This window comes from Asticcacaulis sp. AC402 (genome assembly GCF_000495835.1).
Lineage (GTDB): Bacteria > Pseudomonadota > Alphaproteobacteria > Caulobacterales > Caulobacteraceae > Asticcacaulis.
On record NZ_AWGC01000002.1, the window covers coordinates 35,682 to 56,524 of the forward strand.

A 20,843-nucleotide genomic window follows, 5' to 3' on the forward strand; every position below is an offset into this window, starting at 1 on the left:
TCCGGGCGCGGTCAAGTGCGGCATAGTGTCTGCAACCAAATAAAAGAAAGACGCGCTGCCCTCGCGGACAACGCGTCTTCTTAGCTTAGTCTCGGAAAAGACGCTTAGTACTTCAAGCGAACCGAGGCTTGGATACGACGGTCATTTTTGAACCAGGCGTTCGGCAGAAGCAGACGCTCGGCCTCGTAGCCATTCGTCATGTTACCGTCAACCTGTTGCTTCAGGACCGTTTCGGTGCTCAGCAGGTTGGTACCTTCCAAGGAAACCTCGACATTATCGTTGAAGCGGTAGGCAACACGACCGTCCAGATATCCCGCGGCATCTTGCCAGATCGGGAAAGCAACGCAGCAGTCCTGAGCCGTAACCATGTACTGTGAACGCCAGTTGTATGCCAGACGCGCCGAGAGCGGACCCTTTTCATACATGCCGATCAGGTTAAAGGTATCATCGGACAGACCTTCCAGAGGCAGGTCGGAGAAGCTCAGAGCTGCCGTCGAGGTACCGCCGCCGGCAGCGCCGGACGAACCGTCACCCGAGTTGACAACAACACCCGAATTTTTGATGCCGCTGTTGCTCAGATGCGTCCAGTTGGTCTGAATGCCAAAGCCGTTGAACGGCGCGGGCAGGTCGTCGAAGAAGGTCTGGTAGGTGATTTCGAAGCCCTTGATCGAGGCCCCTTCACCGTTGACCGGACCGCTGATTTCAACGTCACGGGTCACGCCATTGTTGGTAAAGCTCGTGGTGTACTTGCCGTACTGGATGTAGTCGTGGAACTTCTTGTAGAACAGGTTGAAGGTGAACGAACCGGTCGATGAGAAGTAATTTTCCACCGACAGGTCGAACTGATCTGCCGTTACCGACTTCAGGTAGGGGTTATTGGCCGAACCTGTGAAGCGGGTCTTGGTTTTAACGATCGCACCGGAGCTGTTGCACTCAAAGGCACCCGTGGTCGGATTACAGTCAAGTGTCGCACTGGCGGGCGGAAGGCTCATCCCGACGCTGGTGTACTTCTTGAGGTTACCGATATCCGGGCGCGACATGGCCTTGGAAGCCGCAAAACGCAGGAACCACTGATCTGTCAGACCCAAGCGCACGTTGAAGCTGGGCAACCAGTTCTTATGCGTGATTGTTGCCGTTTCTAGCCCCGAATTGGGCAGCAGGAAGGCACGATCCTGCGTGAAGTTCGCCGGGTTGTTGGCATAAGCCGTGGCCGCGGCGACCTGTGCTGCATAGGTCGTCGGATCTGTCGTCGGGTTTGCCGTCACGGCGGGTGGCGTGCCAACCAAACCGGCAACATAGTAGGTGACGCTCGGTCTGAAGATGCCGCTGCCCGGTGCCGTTTCCGACAGGGGCGTAGCGCCGTAGGTCATGCCACTGCTGTAGTTGACACCACCGGTGCTTTCGTTGGTCGTTTCGACATAACGAAGGCCGATGTTGCCGGTGACCGTCACGCCGTTGAAGATGGTGGCGTCAGGGCCGCCGAACTTCAGTTGCACGTAAGCCGCCTTGGTCTTTTCCGAAACCAGAGCCACTTCCGCCGGACGGAAGCAGCCATCGGTTTCACCGCTGCGGTTGCAAATCGGAACCCAGGCGTTGGAGTTGGTTCCATCGGTATACTGCGGCTTGTAGGCCGTGTTGCCGAAAGCTGCGGCAAAACCTTCGCGATCCTGCAGGACTGACGTCTTGATAAAAGGTGCGGTGCTGACATTGGTCACGCCGCCGCCGTAGAAGTTCGAATCAAAGGTGTAGTCAGCGTAGGCATCCTGGCTCGGGAACTTCGAGCCTGTGATGTAGAAGTTGTCGGCCGTATAGTTAGACCAGTTGTTGACAACCGCCTGCCAGTTGTAGGTCGTCCAGCGCACCGTCTGTTCACGTTCGGCAAAACGCACGCCGGCTTTCAGGGTGTTCAGCCAGGGCGAGTCGAAGCTGTAGGCCAGATCAGCGCGGGTCGCAAAGGATTCACCCTCCGAATCCGTCACGTGATCCATGATCCATGGCACGCGATAGTTGTTCTTGTTGGTGATCTGGGCAGTGCCACCGGCGCCCGGAGCGAGGAACCAACCGACGGCATTGTTGGCGACTTCCATGGTCGGGTGATCACCCGTGAAATCAAGTTTCGTCGTCGCCCAGGTCGAAAGCTGGGTGGAGATATCGTAGTTCTCCTGAGTCGCATCAATGCGCTGGACATCGAAGTTCAGCTTCAGGCGATCGGTCGGGCTCCACTTGAAGTTGAAAGAGATATCTTGCGTGTTGTTGGTGGTATCACTCCAGCGCGTGTCGTTGGAGTAGGCCGTAGCCTTCTGCGACGCCGGGCAGCTGGCATTGGCTTCCCACGAATAGCAGGTGCGCGCCAGGCCGTTCGGCGAGGTCGAGCCGGTCGGATTCTGGAAGCTGCCGTACCATTGGCCATTGCCATTCACCAGCGTACCGGACTGGAAATAGCCATCGCCATCGAAGGTGCAGGTCGTGTTGGCAAGGCACTGAACGCCGTCACCGGTATTCACATAGTTGATCGGCTGCGCCCAGGCGTCAGCACCGGTCGAGGACGTGGCAACATATTCTTCCCACTGTTCCGTCTTCTTCGACTGGTTGTACTGCAGGGTCGCCAACATGGTCTTGTCGTTGTTCTGCCACTGACCCGCCAAAGCGATACCCGTACGGACGCGGTCATAGACGTTGTCCCGCAGCGCTACCGTCATCGGAAGCCAACGCTTGGCGCTTGTACCCCAGGTACCAGCATTGGCATAGGGCACCATGCGGCCAAAGGCGATGCCTTCGGAATTGGTATAGATGCCCGAATGGGCAGCATTGACCATGAAGCCGAATTCGCCGGCACTGGTTTCCCAACGGTCGGCATAGATGCCCGAAATCGACGAGGCGCCCTTCTTGACAAGGTCGCCGTAGGTGTATTCGGCCGTGGCCGCCAGAACGCGACCCTTGCTGTCGAACGGCAGACGGGTGCGCAGATTGATCGTACCGGCGATGCCGCCTTCGATCAGTTCCGCGGTCTGGTTCTTGTAGACATCGACGCCGCCCATCAGTTCCGGCGAAACGTCCGACCACGACAGGCCACGCGACGAGTCGGCGGTGAAGATGTCACGGCCGTTGAATTCCGAGCGGACCTGCTGCAGGCCGCGGACCACGACGCCCGACGGTTCGGCCGAGAAGTGGGCCGTGTCGCCGGTGGCGGCAAAACGGTTGACCGTGATACCGGCGACGCGCTGAAGCGCTTCGGCGACCGACTTGTCCGGGAACGAACCGATGTCGTTCGCCGTGATCGAGTCGACGACCGTATCGGCGTCCTTCTTGATCTGCTGGGCGGTCTTCAGCGAGCGACGAACGCCCACGACGACCACTTCCTGAGCGCCGGCGGCTTCGCCTTGAGCAGGAGCGTCTTGCGCCATTGCCGGAGTCGCAGCCACGGCCGCAAACGCCGTCAGGGCCAGAGCCGAAACTCCGCCCTTAAGCACCAGCCCCGTCAGGGCTTTGCCTTTGGAAATTCTCATACCTTCTTCTCCCTAATGTCCTTACGCCAGGCCCGAGCTCCTGGCGGTGAACCACTGAAAACCGAAACGACGTCAGTCTATAAAGCGATTTGGTAAACAGGTCATAACCTGATTCCCGATACAGAACCCCGTTACAGCGAATCTGTTTTTGACGTGGAAGTCAAATTTGAACCGATGCAACTTAGGGACGGGACTTCGGATGGCCCCAATACGCTTCTCAACCTGATTTATTATTTCGTCTTTCTATTTGTTATATAAACGACACGCCATTGGCTAGTTGATTGTGGCGGATTTTGCCACAAACCGCGACATAATGGCATGAATGCCACACTTTAGCCGGACAAAAGGCAATGACAACGATGACATGAACTCCTGCGCTGAACCTGTCCGTAGGCCGTTATCGAGAGGGTATGCACGGTCACCTTTCCCAATCTTGACCTTAACGTCAATACTTGCCAATTCAGGTGGTATCCCCTACGTGGAACACCTCAACGCTCGGACTGTATTCCATGGACCACATTTACGCGCTTCCCAAGGTCAGGGTCATCGAACAGGCGACACCCGAAATGTTCGTGACCCTCGTCCAGGAAGGCCGTCCTGTCTTGCTGAGGGGTCTGGTTGCGCACTGGCCCGCCGCACAGCATGCCCGGAAGACACCGCACGACATAGCCGGCTACCTCAAGTCGCTGGACAATGGCCGGCCGGCTTCGGTCATGGAAGGCCACAATGCCATGAAGGGGCGCCTGGCCTATGGCCCTGACATGCATGATTTCAACTTTCACAAACGCAGCAAGTCCATCTCCGCCGGAATCGATCAGCTGATCGCCGCCCTGGACCATCCCAATCCCTTTTATATCTATATCCAGTCGACACCGATACCGGACCACCTGCCGCGCTTCGTCGCCGACAACCCCAATCCGGTAATCCCGCCTCAGATTACGCCGCGCATCTGGATCAGCAATGCCACGCGCGCCCAGACGCACAACGACCATGACCACAACCTGGCCTGCGTCGTCGCCGGCCACCGCCGTTTCATTCTGTTCCCGCCCGAGCAGGTGAAAAACCTTTATATCGGCCCGATGGACCACACACCGGCGGGCCGCGCCATCAGCCTGGCCAGCCTGGAGGAACCCGATTTTGAGCGTTTTCCCCGTCTGAAGGATGCCCTGGCAACCGCGCAGGTCGCGGACATGGAGCCGGGTGACGCGCTGTATGTACCCAAGTACTGGTGGCACCACGTCCAGTCGCTGGACGGCTTCAATGTCCTGGTCAACTATTGGTGGGGCGCGGCGCCCGACACCCTGGACAATCCGATGGCTGCTTTTCTCTGCGGCCTGCTGGCCCTGAAGAACCTGCCGCCGGCCGAGCGACACTATTGGAACGCCATGTTCGACCACTATGTTTTTCAGACGGATGGCGATCCGGTGGCTCATATTCCGCCGCAGCATCAAAGCGCGCTGGGCAGGCCGACACCGCAAACACGCGCGGACCTCGTCAAGGCCCTGAAGAAGATGGCGAACGGCATTTGAGTGGTGGCGGGCAGGCTTATAGCGGCCACGCTATGCTATCGGAAGGTGGGCTCGCCACCTTTGAGAATAAGCGTGTAGGCCTTTTGAGCAGCCTCGGCGACGGGCTGCCAGTTGACCGTCCTGACGTCCGGCATTTTTGAACCTGGGCCGAGCGCGGCAGCGTAGGCCTTGACCAGTTCCGCGATCGCTGCGGCTTCGCCCTCGTCGAACAGGGCAAGGCCAATCATGCCGACGGGATCATCGGCGAAGTCATGATCGTCAAAAAAGAAATGGAGGTCGAACTCCACGTCGTGGACCTTCAGGTAATGCGAAGGGTCGCAGCCGTCTCTGAGATAGACCAGCAGTTCGGAGCGCCAATCGGGATACTGGAGACCACTCCAGTTTTCAGGGTATTGTTCTGACATCACGCGGCCTGTGGTTGCATCCGTAAAACAAAAACCTTCACGTTGCTTCGTTGCGCTCATGGCCCTTGCGCTTGCCGAGATATATCTCGGCTTCGCTCACCCCGCGCGAAAGGGCGCAGGGAGGTATAGGAAGGGGCGCGGAGAGCGCCAGGTGTAAGCTCAGGACTTAGAACCCTCCGCCGCCGCCAGGGCCGCCCCAGTTGCCGCGGCCACCACCACCTTCGCGCCAGCGTTCGCGGTTCTGGCCATCCTGGTTCTGATTCGGGTTATTGCCAGCCGCGCCCAGGATGTAGTTCAGGCCGATATAGAAGGTCGGGGCGCTCATGCTGCGGTAGGACTCGCTGTAGACCGTGCTGGTGTCCGTCACGCTGCGCACCTTGGCCGTGCGGAAGATGTCGTCCGCAGTCGCCACGAAGGCCAGCTTTGGATTGATCTGGCGGCGGTAGGACAGTTGCCCGCGGCTGAACGGCGAGCGGTAGCCCTGACCGGTCAATTGCTGACCCGAGGTGAACATCGACAGCTGAACCCGGTCCTTGGTCGTTACCTGATAGTCCAGGCTGGCGCGGCCGCGGGCCGTAATGCCGGAATCGTTGCCACCGTTGGGCGTATCCAACTCTTCGTAGCCGAGATTGCCGTTGACGCTGACCGTCAGCTTTTGCCACAGCTTACTGTTATAGTTGAACTCCAGGCCGGCTTGCTGGCCCTCGCCCAGATTCTGCTTCGTCGTCAGCAGGACGCCCGGGCTGATGAAGGTCGAGACGTCGGTGATCTGGTTGACCGACTTGCGGTAGTAGAGGCGCAGCGCGTAGGAGGTCTGGTCCTTGTTGTACTCATAGCCGGCTTCAAAGGAGTCGCTTTCGGACGGGTCGAGATCCGGATTGCCGGAGATGACGTTCTGCGGGTCGAGATAGATGACGTAGGGATTCAAATCCTGGGGGTTGGGCCGGCGCAGGCGGTGCGAATAGGAAAAGCGCAGCTTGGAATTGTCCGACAGGGTGTAGGTGGCAAAGGCGCTGGGGACCAGCTTGGTGTAGCTGGTGGTGCCTGTCGTGCCTGTGGTGATCTGGCGTGTCTTGAGGTCGATGGTTTCCGAGCGCAGACCGCCCATAACCACCCACTTTTCGCCAATCGGAGTTTGCCAGGTGACATAGGCGGCATTGACGATCTGTTTATAGGCGAAGTCGTTGTTCAGCAGAGCATCCGACGGCGCGTCAGGATCACCGCTGGCAGAGGTGTTGATGACCTGATTGTCATCGTAGCTGGTCTGGGTGCCCAGCGACAGCTGGCCTTCGCCGACATTGCGCTGGTAGTCGATGCTGAAATTACCGTTCGTGGTGCGCGAATCTGACGTCCGGACTTCTTCGAAATCGGTGCCAGTTACATAGTCGGTAAAGGCGGTATTGCGAGTCTTGCCGTTCGAGGTACTGGCGCGCAGATCGACCTTAAGCGTTTCGGCCGGGGAGTCGCCGGTATGGTCCCAGCGGACAGAGAAAGACGTGTCCTCGCGGTCGTTCTCGCCGATGGAGTCCCGCGTGCGGTCGATGTTGCGCGGCGTAGGGCCGCTGTTGTCGAAGCCGCTGTAGACGTCGCTGCCTTGGCTTTGGGCGGTGCGCTTGCCGTAGCCGAGTTGGGTGCTGACCTGATCGGTGTCGGTGATGTTATAGTCTGCGCCGCCGTTGAGCGACAGGTTGTCGAAACGGTTGGAGCCGACGCCGGATTGATCACGTTCGGAGACGACGGTGCCGGCCTGGTTGAAGCGTTGCTGCGTCGAAGAGGAGCGGCTGTCGCGGCCGTCGTGGCGGAAGCTGGCGCCACCGGAGAGAGTCAGCTTACCGGAATTGCGCGCACCGGAGAAGGTAGCATTGTAGCGGCCCTGGCTGCCGGCATTGGCGATGACAGTGCCGGAATTGCCGGGCTTACGGTTGCGGCGCAAAACGATGTTGATGATGCCACCCGAACCTTCGGCACTGAACTGGGCGCCGGGGTTGTTCATCACCTCAACCGAGTCGATATCGCCGCCGGACAGCGATTGCAGCGTGGCGGCGCGGTTATCACCGCGCATCATGGCCGAAGGCTTGCCGTCGACAAAGACCTGGACATTGGAATTGCCGCGCAGGGTGACATTGCCTTCCGGGTCGACATTGACCGACGGCACCTTGTTCAGCGCGTCCGACGCTGTGCCGGACTGGGCATCGATGTCGTTCTTGACGTCGTAGGACTGGCGGTCGATGCGGTTCTGCGGCTTCTTGCCAGTGACCGTGACCGTTGTGGTTCCTTCGGCTGGCGGGGTAGCGGGTGCTGCCTCGGCGGGCGCCGTCCCCGCGGGTTTTGTCTCGGCCGGCGCCGCTTGGGCCTGGGCCAGAGCCGGCAAAAAGACGCTCAGCAGCAGGGCACTGTACAGGGCGGTTGTCGACCTGATGAAGGCGGTATTTTTCATTTCGCTCATTTTTTCCGGCGCATGATTGAATTGTCATACCAATCAACGCGCGTGCACTGCAAACCCGTCTTTATGCCGTGCAAATAAATGGCGGCGTTGTAAAGACGTCTCAGTGTCCGTTCTGCAAAGATGCGGTAAGTGTGGCCGATGTGGCGCAGCGGTGGTATTCGAACGGCCACACAGAGGCCCCCTCCGTCTCGACGCGTTACGGACTTCGGCCTCACTTGCTCGCCATGGCACGGGCCACCCCGCACCCCATTGAAAACATGGGGAGGAGACAGGAAAAACAGCTCTATCCGCTTACTTCAGGCTGTTGAGATAGGCGACCAGCTTGGCGCGCTTGGCTTCGTCCTTGACAGCAATCATCATCGATGTGCCAGGCTTGGCTTTTTGCGGTGCGGCCAGATAGGTTGACACGCTCTCCCTTGTCCACTTGGTGCCCGCAGCGGCATCAGCGGTCAGGGGCTTGGAATATTTGAAGCCCGGCGCGGAGCCGATCTTGCGGCCGACGACACCATGCAGGTTCGGGCCGACACCCGCCTTGCCCCCGGCCGTCGCCGTGTGACAGGCACTGCACATCTGCTTGAAAACCACCTGCCCGTCGGCGACATCATTCGCCATAGCCGGTGAAGCCACACCCAGCGCAAGGGCGGCAACAGCAAGATATCGGGTACGCGACATGGGTTTCCTTTCGTGGATTGCGCAATTAAAAAACGTTGGATTATGTCATGTGTCAAGGGCACAAATGCGACGGTGGACGAAGCGGGCGACTTCGGCTAGTTTCACCGGCGGCACCATCCGGGGGTTTATGGCGCAGGACGAACGCCGGAGCAGGAGGGCAACTTGGCTTACAAACTGAACATCAATGGCAAGACGCGCGAGGTCGATGTCGATGGCGACATGCCGCTGCTGTGGGTCTTGCGCGACGAACTGAACCTGACCGGGACAAAGTTCGGCTGCGGCATTGCGCAATGCGGCGCCTGCACCATCCACCTGGATGGCGAAGCGACGCGAGCCTGCATCACGCCCGTGTCCTCGGTTGAGGGTGCGAAGATCACTACGATCGAAGGGATTTCGGCGTCTCAGATTGGGGCCAAGGTCCAGGCAGCATGGCTGGACGTCGATGTCATGCAGTGCGGCTACTGCCAGGCCGGCCAGATCATGGCGGCCACCGCCTTGCTTAGCCAGACGCCCAAGCCGACCGATGCCCAGATTGACGAGGCCATGGAAGGCAATATCTGCCGTTGCGCCACCTATGCCCGCATCCGCCAGGCCATCAAGCAGGCGGCTGGCATGGCCACTGCCGACACGCGGGAGGTCTGAGATGGACGACAAGTTTCAACCTTCGCGCCGTTTGTTTTTGACGGCTGGCGCAGCGGCCGGTGGCGGATTGATGCTGGGGTGGGGTGCCCAGGCCCTGACCATCGCACCGAACGTTCCACTGAGCCACTACGTCATCGTCAACCGGGCCGGCGGCGTTACCCTGGTCTCCAAGAATCCGGAGATTGGCCAGGGTATCAAGACCATGCTGCCCATGCTGATCGCCGAAGAGCTGGACGTTGCCTGGGATCAGGTCAAGATCGTCCAGGCCGATTCCGATCCCAAGTACGGCCCTCAGTTCGCCGGCGGCAGCATGGCCACACCGATGCACTGGATTCCCATGCGCCAGACCGGCGCGGCGGCGCGGCTCATGCTGGTGACGGCCGCTGCCAACCGATGGGGCGTCAAGCCCGATGACTGCATGGTCAAGGCCGGGGTGATCCATAACGGCGACCGAAAGATCAGCTATGGCGAGGTCGCTGACGATGCCGCCAAGCTGCCGGCACCCGATCCGGCGACGCTCAAGCTGAAGGATCCAAAGAACTTCACCATTATCGGCAAGTCGAAAAAGGGCTATGACAGCCCGAAGATTGTCAAGGGTGAGCCGATCTTCGGCATCGACATCACTGTGCCCGGTATGGCGCATGCCGTGTTTGTCCGGCCCCCGGCCTTCGGCGCGAAGGTTGTCTCCGCCGACCTCAATGCCGCCAAGGCGATGAAGGGTGTCAAGGATGCCTTTATCCTGAAGGCCGCCGATTACGGTAACGATTGGCTGCATGGGGTGAAGGACGGGGTCGCCATTATCGCCAGCAACTGGTGGTACGCCAACCGGGCGCGCGAGGTGCTGAACATCCAGTGGGACACCGCTTCGGGCGCCGGACACACCACGGAAACCTATGCCGCGAAAGCAAATGAGCTGTTCAAAGCCGCGCCGGCCAAGGTGACGTCGAGTCAGGGCGATGTCGATGCAGCCCTGGCCAAGGCCCACAAACAGGTCAGTGCCGACTATGGCGCACCGTTTCTGCCGCACGTCAATCTGGAGCCGCAGAACTGCACCGTTCACGTCCGGGCGGATGGCGTCGAGATATGGGCGCCGACGCAGAATCCGGGCTCGGGCCGCGATCTCGTGGCCAAGGCGCTGGGCGTCGCCCCCGAAAAGATCACCATCCACATGATCCGCTGCGGCGGCGGCTTCGGACGCCGGTTGGAAAACGACTATATGGTCGAAGCGGCCGTCATCGCCAAAAAGGCCGGCGTGCCGGTCAAACTGACCTGGACACGCGAGGATGATATCCAGAACGACTATTACCGGCCGGGTGCGCATGTCCGGCTGGAAGGCGGCCTGGATGCAGCCGGGCGGCTGACGGCGTTTCGTCAGCACGCCGTCACCTATACCCGCGACGGGAAGGTGGCCCAAGGCGCGGATGTCGACGCCCGCGGCATCCTGGCCGTAACAACGGCGCATAACCGCATGGCGGAATCCTATATTGAAACCCCGGTGACCACCGGTTACCTACGGGCGCCGTCCAGCAACCTGCTGGCCTTCGTCAGCGAGGCCTTTGTTGATGAACTTGCTCATGCCGCGGGCAAGGATGCTGTCGCGTTTCGGTTGGATCAGATCGAGGCGCGCCTGGCGGAGCATCCCCATACCGAGGCCGGCAATCCGTGGATCTATAATCCTGAGCGGATGCGCGACGTGTTGAAGATCGTCGCCGAACGGTCGGGATGGGGCAAGACCCAGCTACCCAAGGGTACTGCCTTCGGCGTCGCGAGCTATTTCTGCCACCAGGGCTATTTCGCCGAGGTCGCGCAGGTCAAGGTGGCGGACGGATTCTTCCATGTCCAGAAGGTCTGGGTGGTCGGCGATATCGGTTCGGTCGTCATCAATCCGAGCCATGCCGTGAACCAGGTCGAGGGCTCGGTCATCGATGGGATCGGGGAAATGTACGGCGAGATCACCTTTGCCGACGCGGCGGTCCAGCAGTCGAACTTTCACGACTTCCCGCTGATCCGCATGTCCCAGGCGCCGCAGATCGACACCCATTTTCACATCACCGGATTTTCGCCGACCGGGGTGGGCGAACCGGCCCTGCCGCCGGTCGTACCGGCGGTGGCCAACGCCATCTTCGCAGTGACCGGCAAGCGGCTGCGCAATCTGCCCATCCGGCCAGGGGACCTGGCTTGATCGTAGCAGCGCCCGACTATCGGGATTTCGTGCTGCAACACTGGCTGGACTGGCGGCGGGAGGGCAAAAGATGCGCCCTCCTGACACTGGTCGTGGCCCATGGCGGCTCTCCGCGGCCGGTCGGCAGCCAGGTGGCCGTGTGCGAGGACGGCCGCCATGTCGGCCTGATCTCCGGCGGCTGTATCGAGAAGGCGCTGGTGTTGGATGCCATCGCGGCGATCGAGCGCGAAGAGAACCATGTCGAGCGCTATGGTGACGGGTCGCGGTTTGTCGACCTGCGCCTGCCGTGCGGATCGGGCATTGATATTGCTTTTGATGTCGGACTAGGTGTGGCGACGGTCGAGGCCGTGGTCGCGGCGCGGGCGGCGCGGCGGGAGGCGGTGCTGGAGACGGGCGGGTTTTTACGGGTTTATCCGCCGGCGCCGAGGCTGATCGCTGTCGGCCAGGGTCCGATCATGACCTCGACCTTGCAGTTTGCCGCGGCCCTGGAGATGGAGCCGGTGGCCTATTCGCCGGATCCGGATACGCTTGAGGTATTGCGGGGACTGGGATTTACCGCCCTGGCGCTGGAAGCCTTTGGCGCCACGACGTTCGATCGGCATACGGCGGTACTGACCCTGTTCCACGATCATGACCACGAAGCTGACATTCTCGCCCGGGCAGTGACGTCGGAGGCGTTCTACATCGGGGCCTTGGGCAGCCGCCGCGCGCAGGCAGCGCGACTGGAGCGACTGGCGCTTATGGGCCTTGACGACGCGGGGGCGCGGATTAATGGACCGGTCGGACTGGATATCGGGGCCAGGACGCCGCCGGAGATTGCTCTGTCGGCTTTGGCGGAAATTGTGCAATGCTACCGGCAGTGATTGTGCTGGCGGCGGGGCTGTCGCGGCGTTTCGGCGATGCAGACAAGCTGATGGCGCTGCTGCGTGGCCGGCCGATGGTGGCGCATGTATTGGACACAGTTCGGGCCGTGGAGGCGGGTCAAAGGGTGGTGGTGACCCAGGCGGGCAGCGGGGTTCTGGCGTTGGCCGAAGGGTTCGATGTGGTGGTCAATCCCGATCCGGAAGCCGGGATGGGATTGTCGATTGCCCTGGGGGTTGCGGCGTTGCGGCCGGATGTGGAGGCTGTTTTTTTTGCGCTGGGGGATATGCCATTTGTCGAGACGTCGGTGTTTGGCGTTTTGGCGGCAGTAGAGGCGGATATTGTCGTGCCGGAGTATGACGGCCGGCAGGGTCATCCGGTATTGTTTCGCCGGGCTTGTTTTGAGGAACTGCGCCGGTTGGATGGGCAGGCAGGTGCGCGGCGTGTGATCGAGAATGGGTGGTATAATGTCACTATCTTAGGCATGCCCGGAAATGGCGGGTTGATCGATCTGGATACGCCAGAGGATTTTGACCGCTAAGAGGCCCCCTCCGTCTCGACGCGTTTCGCCAATGGCCTTCGGCCTGGCTCACTTGCTCGCCACCTCCCCATCAATGATGGGGAGGAGAAGTAAGAAGGCTGCTTGAGCCGTTACAGATACCCCGCGCCTTCGGCGTCCAAAGCCTGGGGAATAAGGGCCAGGTTAGCCGTTGCCGCGAGGCCCCATTGCGCCGCGCCGTTGGTCGAGATCGCGGGGTCCTCGTCCAGCGGATGCAGGACGTCAGAACCAGCGATCCGCGTCGTCTGAGGTTTGAGATTGGTGCGCCAACGCGGATTGTCGCCGCCCAGGAGCTCCTCCCACGCCCGTTTGGCCAGAGCCTCGTCCTTCAGTTCGCGCGCCGCATAGGCGGTTAAGCGCGAGTGGCCTTCACGCAGATTACGGCCGCGCGGCTTCTCGCCCAGGAAGGCCTCGATCTCGGTTTCGGGGGCGTTGTAGTATTTGCAGTAGTCCAGCCACACCTTCTTGTAAGCCGGGACATCGAGCAGCGGCAGCAGCTCCATATGCATCTCATAGACGCCGAAGACGCCGTTGAGGTGCGAGATGCTGACCTTGTCGCCGGCGCCGAGGAATTTGCCTGTCTTCAGGTCGAAGGGCGCCCCGCCGGCGAACCAGCCGTATTTCATCGTGGCGATCGTATTCATGCCGTTGACGATGCGGTCGCGCCATTTGGTATCGGCGGTACGCTCCCACTCGGTGAACCAGGCTGCGATGAACGAACCCCAGCTCGTTCCGAAAGCGCAATCGACCGTGCCCGGTACCCGCTCGCGCGCCTGGCCAGTCCCCCCGGCCCTGACCTTGCGCTCAATATAGACGTTCTGCAGGCTGTTTTCGGAATTGACCAGGTCGCGCATCAGGTCGCCGGTACGCTCGTCGGCCGTCAGATAGTAGAAGAAACGACGATAGGCCGCCTGGGAGACGCGGGGCTGTTTCGACGAGTCGCTGAAAAACTGGACACCATGGCGGGTGCCGAAACCCTTCCACGGGCCAAGGTGGTAAACGTCGGCCTCCCCCGTCTGGCGCGTCATGGCCTCAGCCATGCGGAAGACGTCGGCGCGGCCGCTGCGCAGGTAGCCGTACCACAGCATCATGTCGGTCGAGAGCTCGGAATTGTCCCAGGCAAAGCCGCCGATGTCATAGCGCCAGGCGTGGCGGTCGGCATCGTAGGTGTGCATGACGTCGCCATAGTTCCAGAAGCCGTACCATCGGTGCTGCTCGATCTGGCTGAGATAGTAGTCGAGTTGGTAGGTGAAACGGTTTTCGATGGCCGCGCGGATCGGGGTTGAGGTGTCGGGCAGGCTCCATTCACCGAAGACGCCGGCCTGGTGCAGGCGCACCGGCGTGGTGGTCAGGCGCGGCGGGGTGGCCGTGGCCACCGCCATTTGGGCCAGGCGCGGGCGTTCCGGCGTGGCGGCCAAGGCCCAAAGCATCAGCTCGGAGGTGCGGGCAGCGCCATAGGCCCGGTCCCAGCCAGGTTCGTAGTCTTCGTAGGTGATGTCGAGGCCCTTGTTCTGGGCTTCGAACGTCTCCATGCCCCAAACCGGGCGGTAGGTGCGCATGTCCATGGCCGGACCATCCGGCGACCACAGCCAGGCGGTAACGGCCGCCTCTTCGGACGCGGCGTTGCGCACGTCCAGCCTGGTGGCGGCGCGCTGCCAGAAGTCCTTCAGGCCCAGCGTGACCCCACCGGTGGCGCCACCGGCATAGACCAGGCCCGAGGCGCGGTGGCTGCTGATGACATCGATCCAGCCGTGGCCGGGCAAGGTGCGCTTTTTGATAGAATAGCCATCAGCGGTGGATTGCGACAGGGTGAAGTCACCCCAGGCCGGGATATGGACGAGATTGGCGCGGACGTTGGCGTTCATGCCGGCGAGGTCGGGGATGGCCCTGCCCGCCACCTGGGCCTCGCGATTGACCTTGCCGGTATCTCGACGCAGGCCTGTCAAGGGCCGAACGGCCTCGCCCCAGACGCCGCCTTCCTGTCCGGTGAAGCGGACATGGCGGTCGTAGAGTTCGTCGCGCATCGGCACGCTGGCTGTGAGACCGATGCCGCGGATGAAGTCCGTGGTCTCGTCGCCGTCCCAGATGAAGCTGTGGACGATGCGCAGGGACTCGGCGCCGGCATGGGCGTAGAGGCGGACTGAGAATGGCAGCCATTGCCGCGCACCGTCGCTGTGGTGGCCATCCAGCTTGATGACGACGCGGACGGGGCCGGCTTGCTCGATCGTGGCCCGGGTGACGACGCCGCGATGGCGGGTCTGTTTAACGGCGTCGCTGTCGTCAAGGCCCGGCGTGTCCTGGGTCAGGACGGTCAGGCTGACCGCGCCCATGACCTGTCGGCCGGCGACCGTAGCGCCGGAGATCAGAACCTCACCCCTGGTTGGGACGGTCCATTGGCGGTCGCCGCAGGTGATGGCGATGGAGTCAGTTGTCTGGGTGACCTTGACGGACGCGGCGGGCGCGGCGGGCGTGCCAGGCTTTAATCTGTAGTTCGCCGCGGAGGCCGCGCCGGCTGCCGTCGCATGAGCCGACCATTTCAGCGAGCCGTCTGGCCAGTAGGCGATTGGCCATGACTGAACCGGCACATCGCCCAGGGCGAACTGCGTGCTGGCCTTGACCGCCCCTAGCGGCCACGGAATGCCGAAGGTCATGCCTTCGTTGAATCCAGGCGCATCTCCGTCCAGCCAGACGATGGGAGTGTCGGGAGTTCGGGCTGCAGCCACCGCTGGAAGCGACCCGGCCACGCCAAGCGCGGCTGTAGCCGTCATGAGTTGGCGCCGGGAGAGTTCGGACATGTTTCCTCGCTTATGGGCTTGGCGCTTTCCCCGGCGCGACGCGTTTCGAGAAATGAACACGTGCGCGCACAATTTGTCAACCTCAATCAAATTCGACATAAGGCTGGTCATTTCTCTAACGTCTTGATGCAACGAAGCTTTCGACGTGAGATACGGTATTTAGCTATCCGGATAGGTTGGCCGCGTAACGAACCCGTGCACGACACGCCTAAGACTCAAAGTCACGGCGTCAGTAGCTCCAGTTGATTGGTCCCGGTCTCGAGTGGGTACGTCCGACCCTTCCAGATAAATCGAGCCGGCAGGCCCTCAGGGACGCTTATCGTCGCAAGCATCTTCTGGCCGGATAACCGATAGCTGACGGAAACGAGCCCGTGAGGCGTTGGCGTCGCGGCGTCGACAGACTTTAGAGTCCCCAGGTGCGGCTCAATCACAGCCGAACTGTACCCGAGCGCACCAGGGCGTATACCTGCCACAATGCCGATTAGGTCTGCCGTCGGGTGAGACGACCAGGCGTGGGTATCGGAACGTGTGTCTCCGCGGCTTTCTGGCCAGGTCGTATAGTTCAATGTCAGAAGATCACGCCAGGTTTCAACCAAGACAAGATACTCGTCATCGAGATCGGCATGGTCGAACGCCTTGACGATATACCACGAAAAATAATAGCTCGCCTCGATAATACCTTCCGGGGCGTCGACTCCATGTCCCTTTGTAACCTTTCTCAGAATGCCTGCCGCCTTGTCCTTCGGGGCGACATCATAAAGCACTGCGAGAGCGTTGGCGTGCTGGCTAAACACGGTCCTGTCCGGAGAGTCAGCATAAAGCCCTTTGTCTGCGTCCCAGCACTGATCGTGAATAGCGTTCTTGATGGCGTCAGCTTTTTGCCGATCGGCCGCCGCCAGTGCAGGGTCTCCCGCCGCCATTTCCACCACAGCCATGTCATTCAGTGCGCCGAGGTAGCTCAACGAAATGATGCACGAGGTCTTCATCGCCGCGTCGAACGACGGGAAACGATCCTCGTGCGTTGGGTTACCGGGTTGCTGGGCTTCACCAGCCCAATCGATGTAATTCCATTTCGGCGTAATGCCGACAAGTCCGTTACTGGCGACATAGGGCGCGTACCAATCCAAGATCTTGCGCGCGCCCGCGAGGTTTCGCTTCAGCACATCCGTGTCGGGATGGTACTGAGCATAGTCGCGCATCATCCCAAGCCACAAAAGACCAAATGGCGGTATGATATTGTCACCGCTCGATGGATAGGCGGACTGGATCATTCCGTCCTTGCCCTGCGAATGACCAAAAGCGTCTATCGCTTGGATTGGAAGACGCGGATCACCGGCCACCGTATAAACGATATAGTTGTCGATACGCGTATCGCCGACATACTGCAGTTGTTCCCAGTAGGAACTATCCATGAAGGTCTCATGGGCGTTTATCTGCAACGTACGCCATCCTATCTCCCAAATCTGGTTGAGCGCCGCATCGTCTGATTTGAAGAAGCCTCGCTCGTCAAAGGGATACCCTGTCTCATGAAGCGACAATCCTTCCAGCGTGAGGGGCTGATCGCCTGTCTCGACATGGAGCTGCATGTAACGCCAGGTCCGCCACCACAAAGGGCGGAATGAGACGCGATGTGCTCCGTCTGGCAGGAAGGTATCCTCAACTCCAAGAACCAGGCGGTCTCCAATGGCATTGCGATCCCCCTTTTTCTTATTCTTATCGTAGAGGGCTTCAGAATAGGTGACGGTGATTTTCGCGCCTTTGCCGCCTGAAACGACGAACTCAGGATAGGCGGACACCATTTTCGCCTGATCAATCAGCAGTGTAGCGGAAGCATGCGCGGCGATTGTCACAGACGATTTCGGGAATGCCGTGCCCGAAGCGAGGTTGGTCCGAACGACCTCACCAGGAGAAACCGGCGTGTAGCGCATGGGGGGCAGCTTGTCGGATTGCAGCGCCCACGGTGCGGCCTCACCCGGCGCCAGGGCCGCTACTGCGTTCACCCACTCGGCATGGGTCTCCTCCAGGGCATTCCAATTCCAGTCAGCCTGAGCAGCATCGACGATCTCAGAGCTTCCAGCGACATAATAGGTGCCTCCCAATACTGTATTCAAATGGGGCCAAGGCGACTCGAACGTGCGGCTCCTGTCGCGCGACACGCGCCAACTTGCTCCAGTCTCAAAAACAGATGCCGCACCATCGCCTCGGAGCCAGAAACCCGTCCGCGCGCTGACCTGGGCTAACGGCGCACGCGGCGGAGTCTCGCCGGTGAAACTATTCCACACCTCGGCTGCCACAACATTCTTGCCCTTGTGGAGGTAAGGCCTGAGATCAAGCTGTTCGTACCGCCAGTGCGCCAGGTCGCCACGCGAGGGACCTTCCGCCACACGCTTCCCGTTGACATACAGAATGAAGCGATTGTCGGCGCTAAGTTCCACCGGATAGCTGGCGGCGAGACTGTCCAGGATCACTTCACGTCGGAAGTGCAGGAACACAGGCTTTTTTTCTTCAAGCCCCGGATAGGTTACCCACAAAGGCTCCGCGTTGGACGCAACGGCGCTTCCGGCCAACGCTGCAATGACGCCAAGCATAGTAATTAGAGCGCGTTTCGATCCGGTAGAATTGGATCGGCGCTCTAAGTTTTTGTTTTGACCCGCATCTTTGCCCAAAAAGTGCGCCACACTTTTTGGGATGCGCTCTAATTTCAACATCGCTTTTGACTCTTTGTAATGGGCAAGCGCGGAACGTGTGACAAACGGTGGATTTGCGTTCAAACCTTGGGTGAATCTAAAGGTCCGGAGGGGGATGTTCAACCTCTGGATCGCTATGAGACGATGAACATTTGATCGAGGCTCCGGATCGCGATTTGGAAGCCTACCGTTCCAATCTGTTCCAGGTACTGCGCTTCGCCACGGAAGGGATTAAGGAAAAAGAAAGCGCTGGTCCCGAAGGACCAGCGCTCGAGTGCACTTCAGGGAGGAAGTATCATTGAGGCTTTAGTGACGGATGGTTATGCCCGTGGTGATCCGGTAGCCCGGCCAGGTGCTGGACAGGATGCTGGGCGTGCCGTCGGCGAAGTTGGCCGATTCGCCTTGTGAACGCATGACCACTTCGTTGTTGACGTTGCGGACTTCAAAGAAGGCTTCCATGCCCTTCTTGAACTCATGCGTCACCTTGAAGTCGACATAGGTCGTCTTCTCGGTGTAGTTCGGCGCCCCCGGGTTGTACGGCAGGACCGTGGTACGGCCACCGGCCGGGTTCGGGTAGTTGTTGACCGTGTTGGCGCCGCAGGCGGAGATACAGTCGAACACCTGATCGCGGCCCTGGATGGCCAGACGGGCGGTGGTGCGTCCGTCGTCATACCAGATCGAGGCGTTGTAGTAGTAGGAGGGCTCGTTCACCGGCGGCAATTCAGCGCCCGTGACCAGGTCATACCAGCCGTCCGCCGTCAGCGAGGATTCGATCTTGGCATAGTTGCCGTCGAAGCCGAGATACTTGAAGCGCCACGGCAGGAAGGTGAAGGCGATCTTGGTCGAGGCTTCGAGGCCGTTGCGCGACAGCCCCTGGCCATTGACGTAGGTCGGGTAGACGAAGTCGATATCTTCCAGCGATTCCCCGGTCAGTGGATCTACAGCGCCAGTGCCTTCCAAGACCTTGCCTGTGGTGCTCTGCACGATTGGGGCGCCGCGAACGATCTTGTTCTTGAAGTAGGCCAACGAGAACATCGTGTCGCGGTTCGGGTAGTATTCCAGGCTGTAGTTCTGGTTCAGCGACTGGTACGCTTCCAGGCCCGGATTCCCGACGGTGCTACAGTCGTTGGTGGTGCCGGTGTCAACGTCGCGCTGGTCGTAGGTACAGGTTCCGGACGGCAGCAGACGGTTCAAAGGCGGACGGGCGATAACTTCACCCCAGTTATAGCGCGCCACAACCTTGTCATCGAAGCCCCAAAGGTTGAGGTTCAGACTGGGTGTGATGTCGTCGGTGCTGGACTCGATGGCGACTTGCTTGGTGACGCTGGCCGAAACCGTACCGCCGACCGCGTTCGGCGCCGCCGGGTTGAAGGCGGAGGTCTTGCGGATGGCAGTAAAGGTCATGAAGCCGTTACCCTTGGTGTCCGTGTGGACAAAGCGATAACCGCCGTTGCCGTCGAAACGCATGGAGAAAGGAAGGTTAACTTCGAAGTCGGCCATGAGATAGGCCGCCGAATTGCGTTCCCAGGCATAGGAGAACGGCATCGTATAGTCCTTGCCGTCGTTGCCCTTACAGACCTTGAGGCAGTCGAAATTGTACTTAGCCAGCGGATCTCCGCCACTGTAGCCCGGCTTGCTCGAATAGTCGGTTAGCAGGCTGTAGAACTTCTCGACATCGATCTGGGTCCAGCCGTCGAACAGGTCGCCACGGTCTGGATAGCTATTGTAGAACTGGTTCCACGGCTCCCGCAGGACCTCGCCGATAATGCCGGTCAGGTCAGCCTGGCGCAGGGTGAACAGGCCTTCCTGATTGTTGGCCAAATCGTTGAACGGCACATAGCCGTAGTTGCAGGGCTCAGCGCCGGTCGGCGCTGCCGTGCCCGTCAGACCGTAACGTGTGTCGTCGCAGGCGCGGACCTGGCCACGGAAGGTCGAGTCCGGAACGACAATCGGATTGACATAGCCGGGCTGGCCGTAAGGAATGGCGGCACCAGTGGTGGTGTTACGATTTATGGCGGGCGACACTGTATAGGCCCCGCCGGCCCAGGCCTTCTGGTCGAATTCTCGGACGTTAAACCCGGAATAGACCTTGGTGATGAAGGGCACAACACCTTCAAGATCATAGTCGGCATCCAGGCGAAGCGTGGTTTCGTTGGTCTCCTGCTGCCTCGGAGAATACTGGATACCTATGGTTGGGCTGACCCAGGGACGCTGGGCGACGGTATAGGCGTTGACGGCGTTCGGGTTGAGGCCGTTTGAGGTACCGCTGGCGACGACGCCACCGGCCGGAACAGCGTTCTGAGCGACCGTCTGGGGGCTCATGATGGTATACAGCGCCGGATTGGAATCATCATAGGCGGAGGAGGGAGTGATGTTCCAGAACCCTGACGTCGGATCGATTTCAAACGTCGCCGGACCGTAGGAATAGGAGAGGCCCATGCGGCGGTCGTAACGGGTGTATTCGGTATGGCCGCGACCTACGATGAAGTCGATGTTCAGACGCTCGCCATCATAATTGCCCCCCGTCGAGAAGGTCATGGTCTTCCAGTTGTTGGTATTC

At 60.4% G+C, this 20,843-nt stretch carries 12 protein-coding genes; 5 read left to right on the forward strand and 7 right to left on the reverse strand.

Annotation, left to right across the window (positions count from 1 at the left end; genetic code table 11):
* Positions 1-104: 104 nt before the first annotated feature.
* A complete protein-coding gene (locus ABAC402_RS22305; RefSeq protein ID WP_023447844.1) occupies positions 105-3,506 on the reverse strand; it encodes a TonB-dependent receptor in 3,402 nt (1,133 codons plus the stop codon).
* A gap of 509 nt (positions 3,507-4,015) precedes the next feature.
* Between ABAC402_RS22305 and ABAC402_RS22310 the strand changes: the two genes are divergently transcribed.
* Positions 4,016-5,035: a cupin-like domain-containing protein gene (locus ABAC402_RS22310; RefSeq protein ID WP_023447845.1), complete on the forward strand. Its 1,020-nt coding sequence runs from the start codon at positions 4,016-4,018 to the stop codon at positions 5,033-5,035.
* A 35-nt stretch (positions 5,036-5,070) separates the two neighbouring features.
* Here ABAC402_RS22310 and ABAC402_RS40060 read toward each other — a convergent pair whose 3' ends face one another.
* The 3 genes from ABAC402_RS40060 to ABAC402_RS22325 all read right to left on the reverse strand — a co-directional run bounded on the left by ABAC402_RS40060 (position 5,071) and on the right by ABAC402_RS22325 (position 8,557).
* Positions 5,071-5,499 (reverse strand): hypothetical protein, encoded by a 429-nt coding sequence (locus ABAC402_RS40060; protein ID WP_155847270.1) that lies wholly within the window; start codon positions 5,497-5,499, stop codon positions 5,071-5,073.
* Between the two features lie 106 nt (positions 5,500-5,605).
* Complete coding sequence (locus ABAC402_RS22320; RefSeq protein WP_023447848.1) at positions 5,606-7,885, reverse strand: outer membrane beta-barrel family protein; 2,280 nt, start codon at positions 7,883-7,885, stop codon at positions 5,606-5,608.
* 291 nt (positions 7,886-8,176) lie between these two features.
* Positions 8,177-8,557 carry a cytochrome c family protein gene (locus ABAC402_RS22325; protein WP_023447849.1) on the reverse strand — a complete coding sequence of 127 codons (381 nt, stop codon included), beginning with the start codon at positions 8,555-8,557 and terminating at the stop codon, positions 8,177-8,179.
* A 162-nt stretch (positions 8,558-8,719) separates the two neighbouring features.
* Here ABAC402_RS22325 and ABAC402_RS22330 point away from each other — a divergent pair, with 162 nt between their 5' ends.
* Genes ABAC402_RS22330 through ABAC402_RS22345 form a run of 4 tightly spaced genes read left to right on the forward strand, consistent with a single transcriptional unit; the run spans position 8,720 to position 12,783 of the window.
* Positions 8,720-9,199 carry a (2Fe-2S)-binding protein gene (locus ABAC402_RS22330; protein WP_023447850.1) on the forward strand — a complete coding sequence of 160 codons (480 nt, stop codon included), beginning with the start codon at positions 8,720-8,722 and terminating at the stop codon, positions 9,197-9,199.
* A 1-nt stretch (position 9,200) separates the two neighbouring features.
* On the forward strand, positions 9,201-11,381 hold the full coding sequence (locus ABAC402_RS22335) for a xanthine dehydrogenase family protein molybdopterin-binding subunit (protein WP_023447851.1): 2,181 nt from the start codon (positions 9,201-9,203) through the stop codon (positions 11,379-11,381).
* Positions 11,378-12,244 (forward strand): XdhC family protein, encoded by an 867-nt coding sequence (locus ABAC402_RS22340; protein WP_023447852.1) that lies wholly within the window; start codon positions 11,378-11,380, stop codon positions 12,242-12,244. The genes ABAC402_RS22335 and ABAC402_RS22340 overlap by 4 nt, the downstream gene beginning before the upstream one ends.
* Positions 12,229-12,783 (forward strand): NTP transferase domain-containing protein, encoded by a 555-nt coding sequence (locus tag ABAC402_RS22345; protein WP_023447853.1) that lies wholly within the window; start codon positions 12,229-12,231, stop codon positions 12,781-12,783. The genes ABAC402_RS22340 and ABAC402_RS22345 overlap by 16 nt, the downstream gene beginning before the upstream one ends.
* Positions 12,784-12,893: 110 nt before the next feature.
* On the opposite strand, the gene ABAC402_RS22350 is transcribed toward ABAC402_RS22345, so the two are convergent.
* The 3 genes from ABAC402_RS22350 to ABAC402_RS40410 form a co-directional block, all read right to left on the reverse strand.
* Entirely contained in the window at positions 12,894-15,596 is a 2,703-nt protein-coding gene (locus tag ABAC402_RS22350) for a hypothetical protein (protein WP_031235042.1), read from the reverse strand.
* A gap of 221 nt (positions 15,597-15,817) precedes the next feature.
* On the reverse strand, positions 15,818-18,406 hold the full coding sequence (locus ABAC402_RS22355; protein ID WP_155847271.1) for an alpha-L-rhamnosidase C-terminal domain-containing protein: 2,589 nt from the start codon (positions 18,404-18,406) through the stop codon (positions 15,818-15,820).
* Between the two features lie 183 nt (positions 18,407-18,589).
* Positions 18,590-20,843, reverse strand: a 2,254-nt coding sequence (locus ABAC402_RS40410; protein WP_023447856.1) for a TonB-dependent receptor, incomplete at its 5' end; no start/stop codon positions are given.